Source organism: Mesorhizobium sp. HAY1-8B, assembly GCF_056868045.1.
Window position 1 is genome coordinate 797,444 of sequence record NZ_CP200321.1, and the last position, 19,066, is coordinate 816,509.

The following is a 19,066-nucleotide window of genomic DNA, read 5'->3' on the forward strand; positions in this document are numbered from 1 at the left end:
GCGGAGACCCGAGGATCCATGCCAGCGATCAAAGAACGCCAAGGTCCAGAATAGCGTCTCTACATCGTAGAAAGAAAGGCACCCGGCTCTGGCCCGCTTTCGCACGTCACATGCGTCGAGGCATGGATCCCAGGGTCTCCGCGACGCCGCTGCGCGGCTGCTTCGCCCCGGGATGACGAAGCGACTGGCGGCTCTGCACCTCCTACGAAGGCCCACCCAGCCGCGGCGGCGCCAGCACATCCTCCGCCGAAAGCGTCCGCGCCTCGGAGGGCAGCATGATCGGAATGCCGTCGCGCACTGGATAGGCGAGCTTGGCGACCCGCGAGACCAACTCGCCGCGCTCCGGATCCCAGGCCAGCGGCCCCTTGGTCAGCGGGCAGGCCAGGAGCTCCAGCAACTTGGGGTCGACATTGAAATTTTTTCCGTCACGCCCATCCGCCGCCACCGTGTCGCCTCCTGACCAACTATCGGAACATGCGTTGAGATTCAGGTCAGGCCGAGTCGAAAATGGCCGGCATCACCTGAATATCGGCACATCTTACTGTAGACTCGAGCCAAAATCCTCATTCTCGCGCGCCAGCGCCATTTCGGTGATGGCGATCAGCGTTTCGGCGCGCGTCTTCAAATCCGCCGCTTCGAGCAGCGCCTGCTTCTCGGCCGGACCATAGGGCGCCATCATCGACAGCGCGTTGACCAGCATGGCATTTTCGGCGCGGCTGACGCTTTCCCAGTCGGCTTCGAGATCATTGGCCTGCAGATAGGCGCGAAATGCCTTCAGCAGCGCCGGCCGGTCGATCTCGTTCGCCGCCGGATCGTCATCGAGATCGGCGAGGAACGGCGCGGGTTTAGCCTGGCGAAACGGCGTCTTGACCGTCAGCTCATGGGCAATGCGGAAGCGGCACACGCCTTGCAGCGAAATCAGGTAACGGCCGTCGCCGGTTTCGGAAAAAGCGATGATGCGGCCGGCGCAGCCGACATTGCAGAGCTCCGGCTCGCCATCGTCGCGCAGCGCGCCGTCGAGACGGGGCTGGATGACGCCGATCAGCCGCGAGCCGGCGACCGCCTCGTCCACCATCTGCAAATAGCGCGGCTCGAAGATGTTGAGCGGCATGCGGCCACCCGGCAGCAGAAGCGCCCCCTCGAGCGGAAAGATCGGGACCGTCGACGGCAGATCCTTGGCGAGCCGGTAATGCGCGTTTCCCGCTTGCACCTCATTCCTCCGATCGACTTCTTCGGCCTCCCGCCACAGGGAACATCGGCCTGCCGAAGTCAGCTACCTAATCTGGCGCGGCCACCGCCGACTCCAAGCCCATGCGACGAAACAGCCGCCGGCTCAGGAAAACAGCAGCGCCGACAATTTGCGCCGCGCCGCCAGCGTCGCCTCGTCGGTCATGCCCCAGGCCTCGAAGAATTGCAGCAATTGCGTCCTGGCGCCATCCTCGTTCCAGGCGCGGTCGGCCTTGATGATGGCGAGCAGATTGTCCGCCGCCGCCGTGCGTTCGCCCTTGGCGTTCTGGATCATGGCCAGATCGAAACGGGCCTGATGATCCCTAGGATTTTCCGCCAGGCGCCGCTCGAACTCGGCGGGATTGCCGAGCGTCGCCGCTTGCGCGGCAAGCGCCATCTTGGCACGCAGCGCGGCAAGCGCCGGCGCATCCTTCTTGGCGTCCGGCGCTGTTGCCAGCAACGCCTCGGCGCCTTCCGTGTCGCCGGCCTCGAACAGCAGGTCACCCAGCCCGGCGATCGCCTCGACCGTCTCCGGCGCCTGCGCCAGGATGGCGTCAAAAATGTCGGCGGCGGTCTGCATGTCGCCGGCGTCGCGGGCTTCCGTCGCTGCCGCCAGCGCCTCGGCCACGGCCGGGGCGCCATTGCCCTTGCCGCCGACCTTGGTGATGAATTCGGCGATCTGGCTCTCCGGGATCGCGCCCATGAAGCCGTCGACCGGCTGGCCATCCTTGAAGGCGATGACCGCCGGAATGGACTGGATGCCGAGCTGGCCGGCGATCGAGGGGTGGTCGTCGATGTTCATCTTGACCAGCTTGACCTTGCCGCCGGCGGCCCTGACCGCCTTTTCAAGCTGCGGCGTCAGCTGCTTGCAAGGCCCGCACCATGGCGCCCAGAAATCGACCAGCACCGGCTGGCGGCGCGATTCCTGGATGACGTCGGCGGCGAAGGCAGCGGTCGTCGTGTCCTTGATGACGTCGCCAGTGACAGGGGCTGCGCCCGGCGCGTCGCCAAGGGCGACCTTTGCTGGCGCGGGTGCCGTTCCGCCATATTGTACTGATGTGGCATACTGGCCGCCATTGCTGCCGAATGACCCGCCAAACGGATTGTTGTCGCTCATCTCGTCACCCTTTCGGTCGCGCCGCCGGCCCGCGGGTCGGCGCAATGTCTTCATTGGAAGTCGGTTTCGTCATCCATGTGGCGATCATGCCGAGACTTTCAAGATAGCAGCATCATGCCCGGTTGCCTCGACGAATCTGATGAGATCGGCCGCCGCGATCGATGTCGTCGCCTCATTGGTCAGCGGATGCGCATTGATGACGGCATGATCCATCAAATCCTTGTCGAGCACCAGCTTCACCTTGTTTGCCGTGTCGTTGATGACGCCAAAGACGGTGACCGCGCCCGGCGAAACGCCCAGAAGCTCCATCAGCATCTCCGGTTTGCCGAAGGAGACACGGCTGGCGGCGCCGATCAGCTGGTGGATCTGCTTCAGGTCGACGACGGCGTCCTCGCCGACGGTGACCAGGAAGAAATTGTCCTTCTTGTCCTTCAGGAACAGGTTCTTGGTGTGCCCGCCGGCGATTTCGCCGCGCAGCGCCTGCGAATCGGCCACCGTATAGAGCGGCGGATGGCGTTTCGTCGAAACGGCGATGCCCAGTTCGGCAAGAAAGGCAAAAAGCTCGGCTTCGGTCTTCGGCATTGGTTTCTTCTTTGTCCGTTTTCTGCCTCGCCGTTTACGGCCAATGAGGCGTCAGACACAAGACCATCGCGCGATGGCACAATGAAATCCGCGCATCGCGGCGGTTTGCCGGCATCACTCGAGAGGTTGTAAAAAGGCTGCGATTTCCCTGTTGCAATCGCCGCGCTCTTAAGCCATATAGGCCCGGCTTGCGGCCAAGACGCCGTGTGAGCGGGTGTAGCTCAGGGGTAGAGCACAACCTTGCCAAGGTTGGGGTCGAGCGTTCGAATCGCTTCACCCGCTCCAATTTCCTCCAGGGAAATCAGGCATCGAAAAGCCGCGGTCCGCCGCGGCTTTTTCGCATTTTGGGCCAGCGCAGGCTGGGTGCCTTTGGCCGAAGCGCCTATCACACCCGCTCAGAAGTCACATAAGGTTACAGCAAGGAACGCTTCCCGCGCGGGCTCGTTAGCCTTCCATCAACCCAACGATGGAGGAAACCATGCAGGATATTTCCGGTAAGCGCGTCGCTATCCTGGCGACCAACGGGTTCGAACAATCTGAACTCGAAGTCCCGCTGAAAAAATTGCGAGAAGCGGGCGCTGAGGTCTATGTCGTGTCGCTTGCAGGCGGCAAGATCAAAGGCTGGGACCACAAGGATTGGGGCCGCGAGGTCCCGGTGGACAAGACTTTGGATGAGGCGCGGGCAGACGACTACGATGCGATCGTTCTGCCCGGCGGCGTTATTAACCCTGATTTGCTGCGGGTCGAGCAGAAGGCGCTGGACTTCATCAAAGCATTCTGGTCCGCCAAGAAGGTCGTCGGCGCGATCTGTCATGCGCCTTGGCTCCTGGTGGAAACCGAGATTGTCAAAGGCCGCCGAGTCACATCATACAAGTCGATCAAGACCGACGTCGTCAATGCTGGCGGCCTTTGGGAAGACAGCAAGGTCGTCACCGACCAGGGGCTGGTCACCAGCCGCAATCCCGGCGATCTCGACGCTTTCTGCGACAAACTCGCCGAGGAAATCAGCGAAGGGCGGCACGACAGAAGGGCGGCAGCCTAACCCGCCTTTGTGTCTGAACCGGATTCACTGAAGGTCGTCCCGGTCGGCGCGGCCTTTCGGACAAGCCGGCCCTAGCTGCGTACCCTCAGCCGCTCTTCGCCCTCACCCCACCTTGCGCAGCGACGCCTGGTGTACCAGCGAGGTCCAGCTGTTGGTCGAGGCGAGGTGGCAGTAGAGCAGGGTGAGCGCGCCGGATTTCCTCAGGTCGAGGAAGGCCTCGTCGCTCAATTTGTTGAAGGCGTCCTCGTCGATCACCTGGAAGTCGGTGAGGTTGAGGGTTTCGCCGCCTTCCAGCGTCACCTTGCTCTGGCGCGGCGCGAACAGGCGATGCGCGTCGATCCTCTCGACCATTTCGCGGGTGGCCCTGAAGTCGATCTGGAACTGATTGCAGAAGGCCAGGGCCTCCCTCGTCGCTTCGGTCGGCTCGGCGCCGTTGAAGAAGGGGGCTATCTTGTCGTCACGCAGCGGCGACAGGACCTTGTCGACGACCCGCTCGCTTGCCCTGTCCACGCACAGCGTCAGCCGGCCCGCCGTGGTCGGGTCCTCGGCCAGGATGAAGGGATAGCGGCGGACATAGGCGGGGATGTAGTGCGGTGCGGTCCACCGGCCGTCTGTGTCGACGAACAGGTTCTCGCCCTGGCGCACGCCGGTGATGATCACCGGCGCCTTGGCCGGGCCGATGAAGACGATCGGATAGGAGCGCATCGCCGCCGGCATTTCCGAAGCCACCACCGGAATGGCATGCACCGCGCGCGCGAAGGAAAAGTCGCTGCGCGCGGCCAGGCCCAGCGAGCCGTGCCGCGCCGGGTTGAGCGCCTCGGGCCTGGAATAGAACAGCGGCATGGCATCGTTTCCAGCCTCCGTGTTCGCCGCCTTGTCCGCCATGGTCCATCCCTTTCTCATGCCAGCCGGCTTCTTCGCGTTGGACCCCGAAGACCGGCCTCTGCTTTTGCTGCGCTGATCTTGCCCGGGCAAGAATCCGGCGCGGCAGCAAGCTACTACAGCGTCCATTGGCATGGAATCGGTCACCCGGTCACCATCCCGGGGTCGCTGGCGGGCTTCACCGCGGCCATCGCCAAGATGGAGCCGATCAAATAACAATTTCGTCGGCATTGCCGCCCGGTCGGTATTTGCCCCTTGATCGTCGCTGCCCGCAATGCTCCGTTGCCGCTTCGGACATCGGGAGAAGACATGACCGGCTTTGTCGACCGCCAGCGCGCCGCGTATTTGATGGAACGCGCCGGCATCGGGGCGCTGGTGCTCTCCGCGCCCGAGGCCTTCCACTATGCGACCGGTGCGTGGATCGGGCCGGCCGGCCTGTTCCGGCGCGCCGGCGGCGGCTTCGTTATCATCCCTGCCCGGCAGGATCTGCCGATCGGCATCGTCGTCGCGGACTTCAACGCCGCGCAGCTGCGGCTCGCCGCGCCTGAAGCGATTGTGCGTTCGCACCCGATCTGGATCGAAACCGCGCGACTGGAAACGGGCACTCACGGTCTTCTGGCAGAACGCATCGAGGCCGGTCTCGCCTCGCTTGGCCGCGCGCCGGATTTCTCGCGGCCCGCCACCTTCGATCTCGCCGGCGCGGTGCACCAGCTGCGGGCCCTGCTGGACGACTTCGGGCTGGCGCGTGCGACGCTCGGCGTCGACCTCGACTTTATTCCCGCCGCCGATTTCGCGGCCATCCAGGCGCTGCTTCCGCACTGCCTGATTGTCGACGGTTCACCGGTCCTGGACAGGCTGCGGGCCATCAAGACGCAGCGCGAGATGGATCTGCTGCAACAAGGCATCATCCTGTCGGAAGCCGGGCTGGAGCGTCTGCAGGTGGACGCGATGGCCGGCATGCGCCAGGCCGATCTCGTGGCGCTTTACCGGAAAGGCGTTGCCGAGGCGTCGGCAGGGCTGTCGTATCCGGTCGCCACCGCCGAATATGTGACACTGGGTGCCCGGGCCAAGGACGCCGATGCCAGGGCCGTGGCCGGCGACCCGCTGAAATGCGACATGGTTTGCACGGTCGGCGGCTACGCCTCCGACATGTCGCGCAATTTCATCTTCGGGCCGCCTTCCACCGACCAGGCCGAACTGCATGCGATCGCCGAGCGCGCTTTCGAGGACGGCCTGGCGGCACTTGTGCCGGGCAATTTCCTCGCCCATGTCCACCGCGTCACCACCGAAAGCCTGGCGCGGCAAGGGCTGCGCAGCTTCCGCCGCGGCCATTTCGGCCACAGCGTCGGCCAGTCGGTTTTTTCCGAACAATGGCCGTTCATCGCGGCCGAGAGCGATGTCGTCATCGAAGCCGGCATGGTGCTGGCCTTCGAGATCCCGCTCTACATAGACGGCCTCGCCAGCTTCAATCTCGAAGACCAGTTCCTGATCACGCCGGACGGACCCAAGCCGATGAACCGCCTGCCGAGGCGGCTGGAGGGGATTGGTTAAATGGAGCAATCTTTGCTTCCGTATGTCGCCGCCGAAGCTGCTGCGCGCTTTTGGACAACGCGCCATAGGATGTGTTGAGATTCAGGTCAGGCCGCGCCGAAAGCGGTGGTTCCTGAGAACCGGAGCGGAGCGTACTTAAAGTACGTGAGCACCGGAAGCGCAGGGAACCATCGCTTGCAGGCCGGCATCACCTGAATATCAGCGCATCCTAACCGCTCACCGGCGGCCGCCGATCCTTCCACGGCATCTCCTGCTCCAACTGCGCCGACGCCGCCAGCACCGTCGCCTCGTCGCCATAGCGGCCGATCAGCTGCACGCCGATTGGCACGCCGCCTTTCGACCATCCGAGCGGCAGCGAGATCGCCGGTTGGCCGGAAATGTTGAAGGGGAAGGCAAACACGGAATCCGCCCATTTGGCATTGTAGCGGTCGATGTCGGTTTCCGACATGTCGTAATAGCCGAACGGGCGCGGCAGCTGGGTCAGTGTCGGCGTGATGAAAAGGTCGTAACCGTTGAGATCGCCGACGATGTCGCGGCCGACCTGCCTGAGCTGCTCGACATCGGAAATGTGCCTGACACCGCTCGTCGCGCGGCCGCGCTCGATGATAGCCCAGGTCACCGCTTCGACGTCGCCTGGGGTCACCGGCCTGCCGATCACCGTTTCGAGATAATCGAAGGTCGCCGCCGTCTGCACGCAGGTCATGTTGGTGTAGGTCGCCCAGACGGCATTGGCGTCGAGCGGCATGTCATGCACCTCGACATCGTGTCCCAGCCGCTCGAGCGTCGCAACGGTTGCCATCACCGCCGCCTTCACCTCCGGATCGATGGCGGTGCCGTTGGGCGGCGCAACGGAGAAGCCGATGCGCAACCTCTTCGGCGCCCGCGCGGACAGGCTGAGCCAGGAGCTATCCGGCACCGGTGGCGTATAGGGATCGCCCGGCAGCGCGCCGGACACCGCGTCGAGATAGGCCGCCGTGTCGCGCACCGTGCGCGAGCAGCAGAGGAAATAGGCGCCGCCATACCAATAGTCGCCGAACGGCGCGAGGCTGACGCGGCCGCGCGACGGTTTCAGGCCGACAATGCCGCAGCAGGAGGCCGGAATGCGGATCGAGCCGGCGCCGTCGCTGGCTTCGGCGATCGGCACCATGCGCGACGCAATGGCCGCCGCCGCGCCGCCGCTCGAGCCGCCGGGCGTGATGCCTCCCTTCCACGGGTTCTTCGTCACCCCGTAGAGTTTCGGTTCCGTCGTGATCGACCAGCCGTTTTCAGGTGCGTTCGACTTGCCGACCAGCACCAGCCCCGCCGCCTTCATCCGGCGGACCACTTCGGTGTCGAAATCGGCGACGACATCTTTCAGATAGAAGGAAGAATTCGTGTTGGGCGCACCCGTCCAGGACGAGGCCAGCTCCTTGAGCAGGAACGGCACGCCGGCAAAGGGCGCCGATCTGTCGACCGTCCCGGCCTGCGCGCGCGCCATGTCATAGAGGCGATGGATGACCGCGTTCAACGCCGGGTTGAGCCGCTCGATCAGCGTGATCGCCGCCTCGACCAATTCGGCCGGCGAAACCTCGCCGCCGCGCACCAGCCTGGCCAGGTCGAGCGCATCGGACTCGGCGTAGGTTTCCAGCAGACTGTCGGTGACCATGTCTCTCTCCCAATTTCCATGTCTCGACACCGCGCCTGAACATGCGCGAGCTGTCCCTGCCAGCCAATTGCAAATGTAAGCGCCGCCCCTCATCCGCCCGCCGGTACCTCCTCCCCAATAGGGACGGGGAGAAGGATGAAACTCCTGCGGCGCCGGCGCCTCCTCCAGCACCAGCGGCCGGATTGTCTCAGGCCAGCTCGACGGTCCGGCCGAGTTCGATGCTCTGTTCGGCGGCGAGCACGATGCGCAGGCTGTTGACCGCCGCGTCCATCTGCTCGGTCAGATCGAGATCCTCGCGAATGGCGCGCAGGAAGAAGGCCTGCTCGCGGTCGCACAGCTCCTGGTGGCCGGGCTCGTCCTCCATGCTGACGATCTCGTCGGGTTTCTTGAAGTTCTTGTCGCCGTCGACGGCGGCATAATGGATCTTCAGCGCATCGGTCTTGGTGTGCCGGTCGATGTCGGCCGAATTGGAAACCTCGGCGTCCGAGGCCGTGCTTGCGGCTTGGCCGGCGACGATCGACACCGCACCCTTGGGGCCGACAACATCCTTCACGAAATAGGCCGTCTCGCTCATCATCGGGCCCCAGCCGGCCTCGTACCAGCCGACCGAGCCGTCATCGAAGGTGACGTGAAGATGGCCGTAATTCTGCTTGTCGGCCTCCGCCCAGAGCTTGGCGCCGATGCCGTGCACACGTACGGGCTTGGCGCCCGTCAGCTGGCACATGACGTCGACATAGTGCACGCCGCAATCGACGATCGGGATCAGCGAATCGATCAGGTTCTTGTGCCAGTGCCAGGCACTGCCGCTGCTCTGCTGGTTGAGGTTGAGACGCATCACCAGCGGCTTGCCGAGCGTCTTGCCGACCTCGATGAACTTGATCCAGGAGGGGTGGACGCGCAGGATATAGCCGAGCACCAGCTTGCGGTTCTTGGCCCGTGCCGCCGCAACGACCTTTTCAGCATCCTCGATATTGGTGGCGAGCGGCTTTTCCATGAACACATGGCAATTGGCCGCGATCGCCTTCAGCGCATATTCGGCGTGGGTGTTCGGCCAGCTGTTGATCGAGACGGCGTCCGGCTTTGTCTCCTTCAGCGCCAGGTCGAAATCCTCGTAGAGCGGATAGCCGGCTAATTCCGCCGGGATCTTCGTGTTGCTCTTGATTGAGCGGCTCATGATGCCGACGATCTGAAAACCCTCGGAGCGGTGATAGGCACTGGCATGCGACGCACCCATATTGCCCAGGCCCACCACCAGCACTTTTACCTTGTCGGCCACATCAGCCTCCCATGTTTTCTTCAATGAAGTGCGGGCGGCAACCCTGTCGCCGCCCGGTTCTGCTGTCGGCAGTCCTTACTTGACCGCTGAATCGAACAGATGCGCCTTGATCTTCTCGACATCGAGCGCGGCAAAGCCTTCCGACAGCTTGACGCCGTCGGCATCGGCCTTGACCTTGGCCTTGTCGAAGTCGTTGGCCGCCGGGATCAGGTCGTTGGTGCAGACATCCTCGGCCTTCACCGGGTTGGTGACCTGGCCGATCTTGTGGATCTCGTCGAAGAAGCCCTGCCAGCTCGCCATGTCGTGCGAGCCCCAGCCGCCGCGCTTGTCCATGTCGCCACGGAAGACGTTGATCTGCTGCAGGATCGAGGTGGTGCCGAGCTCCGGCCCGAGATTCTTGGCCAGCGTCGGGAACTGCTCGAACACCGCCTCGACCGCCGCGCGCGGGTTCTGGTAGCCGAATTCGAGACCCATCGCCCAGCCGCGCAGGTACTTTTCCAGGAACGCCTTCTTGTCGGCATCCTCGAGATCGGCGCTGCGCACGACGAAGGTGTTGGCCGGCAGCTTGGAATGCTCGACGCCGAGCCAGTATTCGAAGTCGAGGCCCTTGGCGATCCATTCGGCGCGCAGCCCCTCCCATGAAAGGGCCGCGTCACCCTGGCCGCCGGCAAGTGCGGTACCCCAGGTCGGCCAGCCGGCCTCGACATATTTGATCTTCTTGATGTCGACGCCTTGCGCGGCCAGCAGCGGATCGGTGATCGACTGCCAGGCGGCGGAGCCAAGCAGGATGGTCTTGCCCTCGAGCTTCTTCAGGTCGTTCGATCCCTCGCCCTTGCGGAAGGCGATGCTGAACGTGTCGCGCGCGCCCATATGGAACACCGACTTCAGCTTCATGCCGTTCTGGATGGCGAAGGAGAACACGCCGGGCGAGGGGAAGCCCATATCGGCCTGGCCGACATCGACGAACTTCACCGTCGCCGTACCGTCCGACGGTCCCGGCTGCATGTCGGTGTCGAGCCCGTCGAAATAGCCGGCCTTCTTCGCCGCCCAGTAGGGATAGTCGTCGAGCACCTCGAGCGTGCCGCGCGGCGAGATCCAGGTGAACTTGCCGTAGGCCTCGGCCCTGGCCTTGAGGCCGGTGGCGCCGAGCGCCGTTGCCGTCACCAGGCCGGCGCCGGTGACCTGCAGGAAATAGCGGCGGGAGATCCCCGCCTGGCGGATCGAATTGTCTTTGGTCATCGCTTTCCCCTTTTTGTTTGACGTCAGTTTCTTGCCGCCCGCCTCCCGGGCGCCGTCAGTACCCTCTGCCCTATGCCTCCCAGCTCGCCCATTTCTTGCCGATGAGGAAGAACAGCACGTAGATCAGGATGCCGAGCGTCGACAGGATCAGCACCACGGCGAAGAACTGCGGCATCTGGATCATCGACGAGTAGGTGGTCAGCCGGTTGCCGAGGCCGAAGCCGCCGCCGACCATCTCGGCGCCGACGGCGGTGAGTAGGCCGAAGATGGCGCCGATCATCAGCCCGACCAGGATCATCGGCAGCGCCATCGGCGCGCGGATCTTCCAGAAAATCTGCAAGGTGCTGGCGCCGTAGGAGCGGGCGAGCGCGATCTTGGCGCTGTCGACGCGGCGGAAGCCCGTGGCGGCGTTGATCATCACCATCGGCCCGGCGGCCAGCGCCACCGCGATGATGCGCGGCGTGTAGCCGAAGCCGAAGCGTAGGATGAGCAGCGGCACCAGCGCCAGCATCGGCGTGGTGACCAGCAGCAGGATATATGGCGCGACGATCTTTTCCGCGAAAGGGAACTGGGTGATGACGGCGGCCAGCACCAGGCCGACGACGGCGCCGATCGCAAAGCCGGACAAGAGCTCGACCAGCGTGTAGCCGAGATGCGGCGCGATCAGTGGGAACTCGTCGAACAGCGCGTAGGCGATCGAGCTTGGCGGCGGCATGATGTAGAGCGGCACGTGGAACAGCCGCAGCGCCAGCTCGATGCCACCGATGATGATCACCGCAACGGCGATGATGGCCGCCACTTCCTTGCCCGACTTGACGCCGGGCCCGCTGGCGAAGGCCGAGAGGTTGGTCAGGCTGACATCCTTGCCGTCGCCCGGCTTGGATTTTGAGAATTCGGGGATCGCGTCGCTCACGGCCTGATCCTCACGATCTCGGCGCTGGCGCGCGCCTGTTCCGGTGCCTTCGGCTTGGCGCGCTCGCCGACAATGTCCATCTTGATTCGGTTGGTGAGGTCGAAGACTTCCTTGGTCGCCATGATCTTCGAGCGAGCGCGGCCGCGCGAACGGCACGCGATACTCCTTCGCGACCCGGCCCGGCCGGGCGCTGAGCACCACCACACGGTCGGAGAGGAAGATCGCTTCCTCGATGCTGTGGGTTATGAAGACGATGGTGGTCTTGGTGTCGAGCCAGATCTCCTCGACCAGCCGGTTCATCTCCTCGCGGGTAAAGCTGTCGAGGGCGCCGAACGGCTCGTCCATCAACAGCACCGACGGCTTCAGCGCCAGTGCCCGCACGATCGCCGCGCGCTGCTGCATCCCGCCCGAAAGCTCGCGCGGGAACTTGCCGCCAAAGCCGTCCAGGCCGACCCGGTTCAGGAGATGCGCGATCCAGGCGCGGTCCGGTTTCTCGCCCTTGATCTCGAAGGGGAAGCGGATGTTGGCGTCGAGATTGCGCCACGGCAGCAGGTTCGCCTCCTGGAAGACGATGCCGATATCGGGATGCGGGCCGGTGATCGCCTTGCCGTCGAGCCGGATCTCGCCGCTGGTCAGGCCGTGCAGGCCCGACATCGACCACAAAAGCGTGGTCTTGCCGCAACCGGACGGGCCGACGATCGAGACGATTTCATTGGCTCGGACGTCCAGGCTGCAGCGGTCCAGCGCCAGCAGGTCGCCGGATGCCGTGTGATAGATCTTGGTCGCTGCCTGCACGCCAAGTTTCGGCGTTGTTGTCTCGCCCGCGTTCATCCGCCCCTCGGAGATTGCGCGATGATCCAGTGGTCATCGGACTGCCAAAAATCAGTTTGTAACTATCCTACTTTGCTGTCAAGCGTTCGCGGTGATACCTGTATCACCAAAACTCCGACCTATGTTCAGTACATTGTTTTCGAAGGATTTTCTTCGCCTTGAAATGCGTGTTGCTTTCCTACATACTCGGCGAAATGGATGCGAACATGCCCTTGCGGCACGCAACGGTTGCAGCGTGGCCGGACGCATGGAACGACAGCGTGCAAACATGATAAGAGGTCAGGTCGAAAAGGGCAGGGAAGACCGACTTCATGACCGAAGCTGACAACAGGGAAGACAGCGCCTTGAGCACCGATCCGGAGGAGCGCGAGCCTGTCCGGCGTATTCCCGACATCATCTCGCTGGTCAAGGATTCCTATGCCGAGTTGCGCCCGGCCGAACGCCGCGTCGCCGATGTCGTGCTTGACGATGTCAAATACGCCGTCGACGCTTCCAATGCGGCGATTGCCGAACGCGCGGGAGTGAGCGAACCGACGGTGACCCGCTTCTGCCGCGCCATCGGCTGCGAGGGCGTGCGCGATTTCAAGCTGAAGCTTGCGCAGAGCCTCGTCGTCGGCGCGCTGTACCTGGCCAAGTCTCCGACCGTCAGCAACGACAATGGCATGCCGTTCTGGAACGCCGTCTTCGGCGAGGCGCGCCGGGCGCTGCAGGAGGCCGAACGGCAACTCGACCCGGGTGAGTTGCAGAAGGCCGCCGAGTTGATCGCCAAGGCGCGGCAGGTCACGGTCTTCGGCCTTGGCGGCAGTTCCTCCGCGCTGGCGCAGGAAACCCAGTACCGGCTGTTTCGCTACGGCATCACGGTCAGCGCCCAGTGCGACCCCTATCTGATGCGGATGACCGCCTCGACGTTGAAGCCAGGCGACCTGGTGATCGCCATTTCGGCGACCGGGCGCACGCGCGAGGTGATTGAGGCCGTCGAACTCGCCAAGCATTACCGCGCCAACGCGATCGCCGTGACAGCGCCCGACACCGATCTGGCCCGCGCCTGCGACGTCAGGCTCACGGTGGCGGTGCCCGAATATCCCGACACGCTGAAGCCGACGGCCTCGCGCTTCGCCTTCCTGGCGGCGATCGACCTGCTGGCGGTGGCCTCGGCCTACAAGCTCGACGGGTCGGCACGCGAGACGGTGCGCCGCATCAAGTACAACGCCCAGATCCACCGCACCGGCAAGGAGATGGAGCCGCTCGGGGATTAGTTCATTGCAGGAAGAGGGGAAGACATGCTCGAAATAGCACCGACGAAACAGGCAGCCGCATGGCTCGAATCCCTGGCGCAGGCGCTCGCAGCCGGCGACGTGGCAACGGCGGCCAACCTGTTCGTCGACGATTGCTACTGGCGCGATCTTCTGACCTTCACCTGGAACGTCACGACCATGGAAGGCCGCGAGGCCATTGCCGACATGCTCGAGGCAACCCTGGCGACGACAAAACCCACCGCATGGCGGATCACCGGCGAAGCGACTTCGGACGAAGGCACGATCGAAGCCTGGTTCACATTCGAGACCGCAGTGGCTTCAGGCCAAGGTATCATGTGCCTGCGCGACGGCCGCTGCCGGACATTGTTCACGGCGATGACCGACCTCAAGGGATTCGAAGAACGCAAGGGCGCTGAGCGGCCGCTCGGCGTGCGCCACAAGGCAGACCCCGAGCGCGAGACCTGGTCGGAGGCGAGAGCGCGCGAGACGCGCGAGCTCGGCGCCTCCGAGCAACCCTATTGCCTGGTCATCGGCGGCGGCCAGGGCGGCATCATGCTGGGCGCGCGGTTGAGGCAGCTCGGCGTGCCCACCATCGTCATCGAGAAGAACGCTCGGCCCGGCGATTCCTGGCGCAACCGCTACCGCACGCTCGTGCTGCACGATCCGGTCTGGTACGACCATCTGCCCTATATTCCGTTCCCGGAAAACTGGCCTGTCTTCACGCCCAAGGACAAGATGGGCGACTGGCTGGAAATGTACACGCGCGTCATGGAGCTCAATTACTGGGTCGCCACGAAATGCCTCAGCGCTTCCTATGACGAGGCCGAGAAGGAGTGGACCGTGGTCGTCGACCGTGTCGGCCGGCAGATCACGCTGAAGCCGAAACACATCGTCTTCGCCACCGGCGCCTATGGCCCGCCACGAAAGATCGACCTGGCCGGCGCCAGTGAGTTCAAGGGCGAGCTGCTGCATTCCAGCCAGTATGCCAGCGGCGACAAATTCCGCGGCAGACGTGTTGCAGTCATCGGCGCGGCAAGTTCGGCACATGACGTCTGCGTCGACCTCTGGGAAAGCGGCGCCGACGTCACGATGATCCAGCGCTCGCCGACCACAGTGGTCAAGTCGGACACGCTGATGGAGGTCGGTTTCGAGATCTTTTCGGAGAAAGCGCTGGCGCGCGGCATCACCACCGAAAAGGCCGACATGATCGTCGCCTCGACGCCATTTGCCCTGGTGCCGAAGGGCCAGCGCGCGCTCTACGATGTCATCCGGGCGCGCGACGCCGCCTTCTATGACCGCTTGCGCGCCTCGGGCTTCGCCATCGATTTCGGCGACGACGAGACCGGCCTGTTGATGAAGGCCTACCGCACCGGTTCGGGCTATTACATCGATGTCGGCGCCTCGGACCTGATCATCGACGGCAAGATCGGCATCCGCAGCGGTGTCGCCATCAAGTCGCTGACCAAAAACGGCATCCTGTTCGAGGACGGCACCGAACTCGAGGCCGACGCCATCATCGCCTGCACCGGCTACCAGTCGATGAACGAGAATGTCGCCGCGCTCGTCTCGCGCGAGGTCGCCGACAAGGTCGGGCCCTGCTGGGGCCTTGGCTCGGGCGTCAAGGGCGACCCCGGCCCTTGGCAGGGCGAGCTGCGCAACATGTGGAAGCCGACGGCGCAGGAAGCGCTGTGGTTCCACGGCGGCAACCTGGCGCTGTCGCGTTTTTACTCCAAATACGTGGCGCTGCAGATCAAGGCGCGCATGGAGGGGATCGCGACGCCGGTTTACGGGAAGCCGAGCAATTCCGGGCAGTGAAGCTGCCCGACTCCCCCTGTTGAGGGAGGAGCGATCACTGACCAAACGGGAGCGGCAGATCCGCAACGACGCTGCAAGGCGCGACGGACGACGTCAGTCTGTTGAGACCGTAAGGCGACACGGGCACGCGCGGTCGCTCGCGATAATCCTTCCAGTTCGCCGATCGCTCGGGCAGCCGCCAGCGATGTCTTAAATGTGAACGGCCGCGCCCTACTCGCTGAGTCCCTGTCCCCTAGAATCTGATGGACGAATTCTGTTCATCGGTTTCAGGCAGGGATGGAGATATGCTCACGCTTACGATCAACGGGCAGTCACGCGATGTCGATGTGCCGGAGGACATGCCGCTTCTGTGGGTTCTGCGCGACCATCTCAACCTGGTCGGCACCAAATATGGCTGCGGTATCGCCCAATGCGGCGTCTGCACGGTGCATGTGGCCGGCAAGCCGGTGCGGTCCTGCCAACTGACCGTTGGCGATGTCGGCACCCGCGCCGTCGTCACCATCGAAGGGATTGGCGGCACGCCCACCGGCGCCAAGGTCCAGCAAGCCTGGATCGAAGCCGCGGTGCCGCAATGCGGCTATTGCCAGGCCGGCCAGATCATGTCGGCCACGGCGCTTCTCAACGACAATCCCCAACCCGACGACGCCGACATCGATGCGGCCATGGCAGGCAATCTCTGCCGTTGCGGGACCTATATCCGCATCCGTCGCGCCATCAAGAACGCCGCCGCAAAATCGGCCTGACCATGAAGAAGATCATCGGCATTCTCGTCGCGGTCATTGTCGTCGTCGCGCTTGGTTTCACGGGCTGGCTTTATCTTGGCCGGGATCCGATGTCGTTTGCCGCCGGCTCGACAGTGGCGCTGGCCGATTACCATGGCGCCGATGTCACCGGCGTTCCGGCTGCGCTTGCCAGCGCCGATCTGGTCAAGCGCGGCGAATACCTCATCCATGCGGCCGACTGCCAGGCCTGCCATACCGCTCCGGGCGGCGCGCCCTTCGCCGGCGGCTTCGCCTTCAATATGCCGTTCGGCACGATCTATTCGACCAACATCACACCGGACAAGCAAACCGGCATCGGCAACTATACCGACGCCCAGTTCCTGGCGGCCGTGCACAAGGGCATTCGCGCGGACGGCGCGAAACTCTATCCCGCCATGCCCTACGCTTCCTACAGCCAGATGACGGATGCCGACGCGCTGGCGATCAAGGCGTATCTGTTCACGCTGGCGCCGGTGAATGCGCCGCCGAAACAGAACCACTTGTCCTGGCCGTTCAACCAGCGCGGCCTGGTGGCGGTCTGGAACATCATGTTCAATCCCGACGAACGCTTCCACCCCAACACCGGCCAGAGCCCGCAATGGAACCGGGGCGCGTATCTTGCCGAGGCGATGGGCCATTGCGGCGAGTGCCATACACCGCGCAACCTCGCCTATGGGCTCGACAATCACCGCAAATTCGCGGGCGCCCTCACAGCTGGCTGGCGCGCTTACAACATCACCGGTGACAACGTTTCCGGCCTCGGCGACTGGAGCGACGAGGATCTCACGTCTTATCTGTCCACCGGTCACGCCAATGGTCATGGCGGTGCCGCCGGCCCGATGGGTGAAGCCGCCGACGACAGTCTGAGCTATCTCGTGCCGGACGACACCCGTGCCCTGGTGACCTATCTGCGCAGCATTCCCAGCCATGCGAGCGACCTGCCGCGCACCGTCACGACGGCGGCGCCCGCATCGTACAAGGAGGGCGTGGCCGCGGTCGCCAATTCGCATGGCGAAAAGATCTTCGCCGGCGCCTGCGCCTCCTGCCACGACTGGACCGGCGTCAGCCCGGTCACCGGCTTTGCCACGTTGACCGGCGTGCGCGCGGTGAACGATCCCAGCGCCACCAATGTGGCGCAGACGGTCATCAACGGCGTCAACCGCAAGACCGCTGACGGCACGATCTTCATGCCGGCCTTCGGCGAGGGCTATTCCGACGACGACATCGCGGCCGTGGCGAATTACGTCACCGCCCGGTTCGGCGCCAAAGGCGCGAACCTGACAGGCAAGGATGTGAGCGCTCTGCGACAGCAGGCGGCACAGCAATCCAGTGAGGCCCCCCATGGTTGACACCCAGTCCAACTTTGCCCAGTCCGATGCCTATCTCTCGGCGCTGATACGCGGGGTCCGCTCGGCACCACCGGCCAGCGCGCCGATGACCATGGGCCGGCGCACCTTCTTCAAATTGGCAGGCGCTGGCGCCGCGGGGCTGGTGCTGGGCTTCCATCTTGGCGGCGCGGCGTTCGCGGCCGAAACGGCGAACGTCGATACGCCTGACGGCAACGACCAGGCGATGAATGCCTTCATCCGCGTCGCTCCCGACAACACGATCACCATCTATTCGAAATGCCCGGAGATCGGCCAGGGCATCAAGACGTCCTTCGGCGTGATCATCGCCGACGAGCTCGACGCCGACTGGAACCATGTCGTCATGGAGCAGGCGGACATCAATCCCAAGGTCTATGGCAGCCAGGGGGCGGGCGGTTCGACCTCCATCCCGCATGCCTGGGACCAGTTGCGCCAGGCCGGTGCCGGCGCCAGGGCGATGCTGGTCGCGGCCGCCGCGGGGCAGTGGGCGGTGGATCCCTCGCAGATCACCGCCAGGGATTCGGTCTTGACCCATGCCGCCAGCGGTCGCTCCGCAACCTATGGGTCGCTTGCCGCGGCGGCGGCGAAGATGCCGGTGCCCGATCCCAGGAGCTTGAAGCTGAAGAGCCGCGCGGACTATCGCCTGATCGGCAAGCGCTATCGCGGCGTCGACGATCCCAAGGTGGTCAGCGGCAAGCCGCTGTTCGGCATAGATGTCCAGCTTCCCGGCATGGTCTACGCCACCTACACCAAATGTCCGGCGGCGGGCGGCAAGGTCAGATCCTTCAATGTCGACGAGATCAAGGGTGAGCGCGGCGTGCTCGACGCCTTCGCCGTGGACGGTACGGGCATGATGGTCGAAGTGATGCCGGGCGTGGCCATCATCGCCAGGGATACCTGGAGCGCCTTCCAGGCCAGGAACAGGCTTCAGGTGGATTGGGACCTGAGCGACGCGTCGAGCGATTCCACATCGCAATTCTCGGCCCAGGCCCGGAGGCTGGCGGCCGATTTCCCGCAAAAGTCCGATGACGATGTCGGTGACGTCGACAAGTCCTTCGCCAATGCCGCCAAGACGGTGGAAGCCTATTACGAATATCCCTTCGCCGCCCATGTGCCGCTGGAGCCGATGAACACCACGGCGCACTGGCACGACGGCATCATGGAAATGTGGGTGCCCACCCAGCAGCCCGATCGCGGCCTGCCATTGATTGCAAAGGTGGCGGGCATTGCGCCGGATAAAGTGGTGATGCACCAGACCCGGGTCGGCGGCGGTTTCGGGCGGCGGCTGGTCAATGACTACGCCTGCGAGGCCGCGGCCATCGCCAGGAAGGTCAGTGCTCCGGTCAAGCTGCAATGGACCCGCGAGGACGATTTCGCCCACGACTTCTACCGGCCCGCCGGCTACCACCAGTTCAAGGGCGCGATCGACAATGGCGGCCGTCTCGACGCCTGGCGGGAGCATTTCATCACCTTCACCGCCGACGGCAAGAAGAAGCTTCCGGCGCCAACCTCACCGACAATCTGAGATATTCCATCAAGGCACCCAATCTGCGCCGCGCCAA

Annotated in this window: 16 protein-coding genes, 1 tRNA gene and 1 pseudogene; 8 read left to right on the plus strand and 10 right to left on the minus strand. The window is 64.3% G+C overall.

Annotated elements, in window-relative coordinates; translation table 11 throughout:
• Nucleotides 1-202: 202 nt before the first annotated feature.
• From AC1VON_RS04010 to AC1VON_RS04025, 4 genes are all read right to left on the minus strand, one after another.
• The gene (locus tag AC1VON_RS04010) at nt 203-445 is read right to left on the minus strand and encodes a Trm112 family protein (RefSeq protein WP_172347832.1); all 243 of its coding nucleotides are present in this window, start codon (nt 443-445) and stop codon (nt 203-205) included.
• Nucleotides 446-538: 93 nt separating this feature from the next.
• Nucleotides 539-1,210: an LON peptidase substrate-binding domain-containing protein gene (locus AC1VON_RS04015; protein WP_483120491.1), complete on the minus strand. Its 672-nt coding sequence runs from the start codon at nt 1,208-1,210 to the stop codon at nt 539-541.
• A gap of 123 nt (nt 1,211-1,333) precedes the next feature.
• Nucleotides 1,334-2,344 (minus strand): thioredoxin, encoded by a 1,011-nt coding sequence (gene trxA, locus AC1VON_RS04020; RefSeq protein WP_172347830.1) that lies wholly within the window; start codon nt 2,342-2,344, stop codon nt 1,334-1,336.
• Nucleotides 2,345-2,428: 84 nt separating this feature from the next.
• Nucleotides 2,429-2,926 (minus strand): prolyl-tRNA synthetase associated domain-containing protein, encoded by a 498-nt coding sequence (locus tag AC1VON_RS04025; protein ID WP_172347829.1) that lies wholly within the window; start codon nt 2,924-2,926, stop codon nt 2,429-2,431.
• A gap of 210 nt (nt 2,927-3,136) precedes the next feature.
• Between AC1VON_RS04025 and AC1VON_RS04030 the strand changes: the two genes are divergently transcribed.
• Both AC1VON_RS04030 and AC1VON_RS04035 read left to right on the plus strand, forming a co-directional pair.
• Nucleotides 3,137-3,211 (plus strand) — tRNA-Gly (locus tag AC1VON_RS04030).
• A gap of 193 nt (nt 3,212-3,404) precedes the next feature.
• Nucleotides 3,405-3,968 (plus strand): type 1 glutamine amidotransferase domain-containing protein, encoded by a 564-nt coding sequence (locus tag AC1VON_RS04035; RefSeq protein WP_483120494.1) that lies wholly within the window; start codon nt 3,405-3,407, stop codon nt 3,966-3,968.
• Between the two features lie 102 nt (nt 3,969-4,070).
• Here AC1VON_RS04035 and AC1VON_RS04040 read toward each other — a convergent pair whose 3' ends face one another.
• A complete protein-coding gene (locus AC1VON_RS04040; RefSeq protein WP_483120496.1) occupies nt 4,071-4,871 on the minus strand; it encodes a SapC family protein in 801 nt (266 codons plus the stop codon).
• Nucleotides 4,872-5,159: 288 nt separating this feature from the next.
• Here AC1VON_RS04040 and AC1VON_RS04045 point away from each other — a divergent pair, with 288 nt between their 5' ends.
• The gene (locus AC1VON_RS04045; protein ID WP_483120498.1) at nt 5,160-6,401 is read left to right on the plus strand and encodes a M24 family metallopeptidase; all 1,242 of its coding nucleotides are present in this window, start codon (nt 5,160-5,162) and stop codon (nt 6,399-6,401) included.
• A 208-nt stretch (nt 6,402-6,609) separates the two neighbouring features.
• On the opposite strand, the gene AC1VON_RS04050 is transcribed toward AC1VON_RS04045, so the two are convergent.
• The 5 genes and pseudogenes from AC1VON_RS04050 to AC1VON_RS04070 form a co-directional block, all read right to left on the minus strand.
• On the minus strand, nt 6,610-8,046 hold the full coding sequence (locus tag AC1VON_RS04050; protein WP_483120500.1) for an amidase: 1,437 nt from the start codon (nt 8,044-8,046) through the stop codon (nt 6,610-6,612).
• 187 nt (nt 8,047-8,233) lie between these two features.
• Nucleotides 8,234-9,322: a Gfo/Idh/MocA family protein gene (locus AC1VON_RS04055; protein ID WP_483120502.1), complete on the minus strand. Its 1,089-nt coding sequence runs from the start codon at nt 9,320-9,322 to the stop codon at nt 8,234-8,236.
• Between the two features lie 75 nt (nt 9,323-9,397).
• The gene (locus AC1VON_RS04060; RefSeq protein ID WP_483120504.1) at nt 9,398-10,561 is read right to left on the minus strand and encodes an ABC transporter substrate-binding protein; all 1,164 of its coding nucleotides are present in this window, start codon (nt 10,559-10,561) and stop codon (nt 9,398-9,400) included.
• Between the two features lie 70 nt (nt 10,562-10,631).
• Nucleotides 10,632-11,474 (minus strand): ABC transporter permease, encoded by an 843-nt coding sequence (locus tag AC1VON_RS04065; RefSeq protein WP_483120506.1) that lies wholly within the window; start codon nt 11,472-11,474, stop codon nt 10,632-10,634.
• A pseudogene (locus AC1VON_RS04070) lies at nt 11,471-12,305 on the minus strand (ABC transporter ATP-binding protein). The gene AC1VON_RS04065 and the pseudogene AC1VON_RS04070 overlap by 4 nt, the downstream one beginning before the upstream one ends.
• A gap of 311 nt (nt 12,306-12,616) precedes the next feature.
• Between AC1VON_RS04070 and AC1VON_RS04075 the strand changes: the two are divergent.
• The 5 genes from AC1VON_RS04075 (at nt 12,617) to AC1VON_RS04095 (ending at nt 19,029) form a co-directional block, all read left to right on the plus strand.
• Nucleotides 12,617-13,561: a MurR/RpiR family transcriptional regulator gene (locus tag AC1VON_RS04075; RefSeq protein ID WP_483120508.1), complete on the plus strand. Its 945-nt coding sequence runs from the start codon at nt 12,617-12,619 to the stop codon at nt 13,559-13,561.
• Nucleotides 13,562-13,585: 24 nt separating this feature from the next.
• On the plus strand, nt 13,586-15,376 hold the full coding sequence (locus AC1VON_RS04080) for an NAD(P)-binding domain-containing protein (RefSeq protein WP_483120510.1): 1,791 nt from the start codon (nt 13,586-13,588) through the stop codon (nt 15,374-15,376).
• A 284-nt stretch (nt 15,377-15,660) separates the two neighbouring features.
• On the plus strand, nt 15,661-16,119 hold the full coding sequence (locus AC1VON_RS04085; RefSeq protein ID WP_172347820.1) for a (2Fe-2S)-binding protein: 459 nt from the start codon (nt 15,661-15,663) through the stop codon (nt 16,117-16,119).
• 2 nt (nt 16,120-16,121) lie between these two features.
• Nucleotides 16,122-17,486: a c-type cytochrome gene (locus AC1VON_RS04090; RefSeq protein ID WP_483120513.1), complete on the plus strand. Its 1,365-nt coding sequence runs from the start codon at nt 16,122-16,124 to the stop codon at nt 17,484-17,486.
• Nucleotides 17,479-19,029 (plus strand): xanthine dehydrogenase family protein molybdopterin-binding subunit, encoded by a 1,551-nt coding sequence (locus AC1VON_RS04095; protein WP_483120515.1) that lies wholly within the window; start codon nt 17,479-17,481, stop codon nt 19,027-19,029. Before AC1VON_RS04090 ends, AC1VON_RS04095 begins: the two co-directional genes overlap by 8 nt.
• Nucleotides 19,030-19,066: the final 37 nt, after the last annotated feature.

Coding starts and splice junctions, on each gene's coding strand:
- trxA (WP_172347830.1), bottom strand. CDS start 2,344: ATGAGCGACAACAATCCGTTTGGCGGGTCATTCGGCAGCAATGGCGGC.
- AC1VON_RS04045 (WP_483120498.1), top strand. CDS start 5,160: ATGACCGGCTTTGTCGACCGCCAGCGCGCCGCGTATTTGATGGAACGC.
- AC1VON_RS04090 (WP_483120513.1), top strand. CDS start 16,122: ATGAAGAAGATCATCGGCATTCTCGTCGCGGTCATTGTCGTCGTCGCG.
- AC1VON_RS04035 (WP_483120494.1), top strand. CDS start 3,405: ATGCAGGATATTTCCGGTAAGCGCGTCGCTATCCTGGCGACCAACGGG.
- AC1VON_RS04095 (WP_483120515.1), top strand. CDS start 17,479: ATGGTTGACACCCAGTCCAACTTTGCCCAGTCCGATGCCTATCTCTCG.
- AC1VON_RS04085 (WP_172347820.1), top strand. CDS start 15,661: ATGCTCACGCTTACGATCAACGGGCAGTCACGCGATGTCGATGTGCCG.
- AC1VON_RS04075 (WP_483120508.1), top strand. CDS start 12,617: ATGACCGAAGCTGACAACAGGGAAGACAGCGCCTTGAGCACCGATCCG.
- AC1VON_RS04040 (WP_483120496.1), bottom strand. CDS start 4,871: ATGAGAAAGGGATGGACCATGGCGGACAAGGCGGCGAACACGGAGGCT.
- AC1VON_RS04080 (WP_483120510.1), top strand. CDS start 13,586: ATGCTCGAAATAGCACCGACGAAACAGGCAGCCGCATGGCTCGAATCC.
- AC1VON_RS04025 (WP_172347829.1), bottom strand. CDS start 2,926: ATGCCGAAGACCGAAGCCGAGCTTTTTGCCTTTCTTGCCGAACTGGGC.
- AC1VON_RS04060 (WP_483120504.1), bottom strand. CDS start 10,561: ATGACCAAAGACAATTCGATCCGCCAGGCGGGGATCTCCCGCCGCTAT.
- AC1VON_RS04050 (WP_483120500.1), bottom strand. CDS start 8,046: ATGGTCACCGACAGTCTGCTGGAAACCTACGCCGAGTCCGATGCGCTC.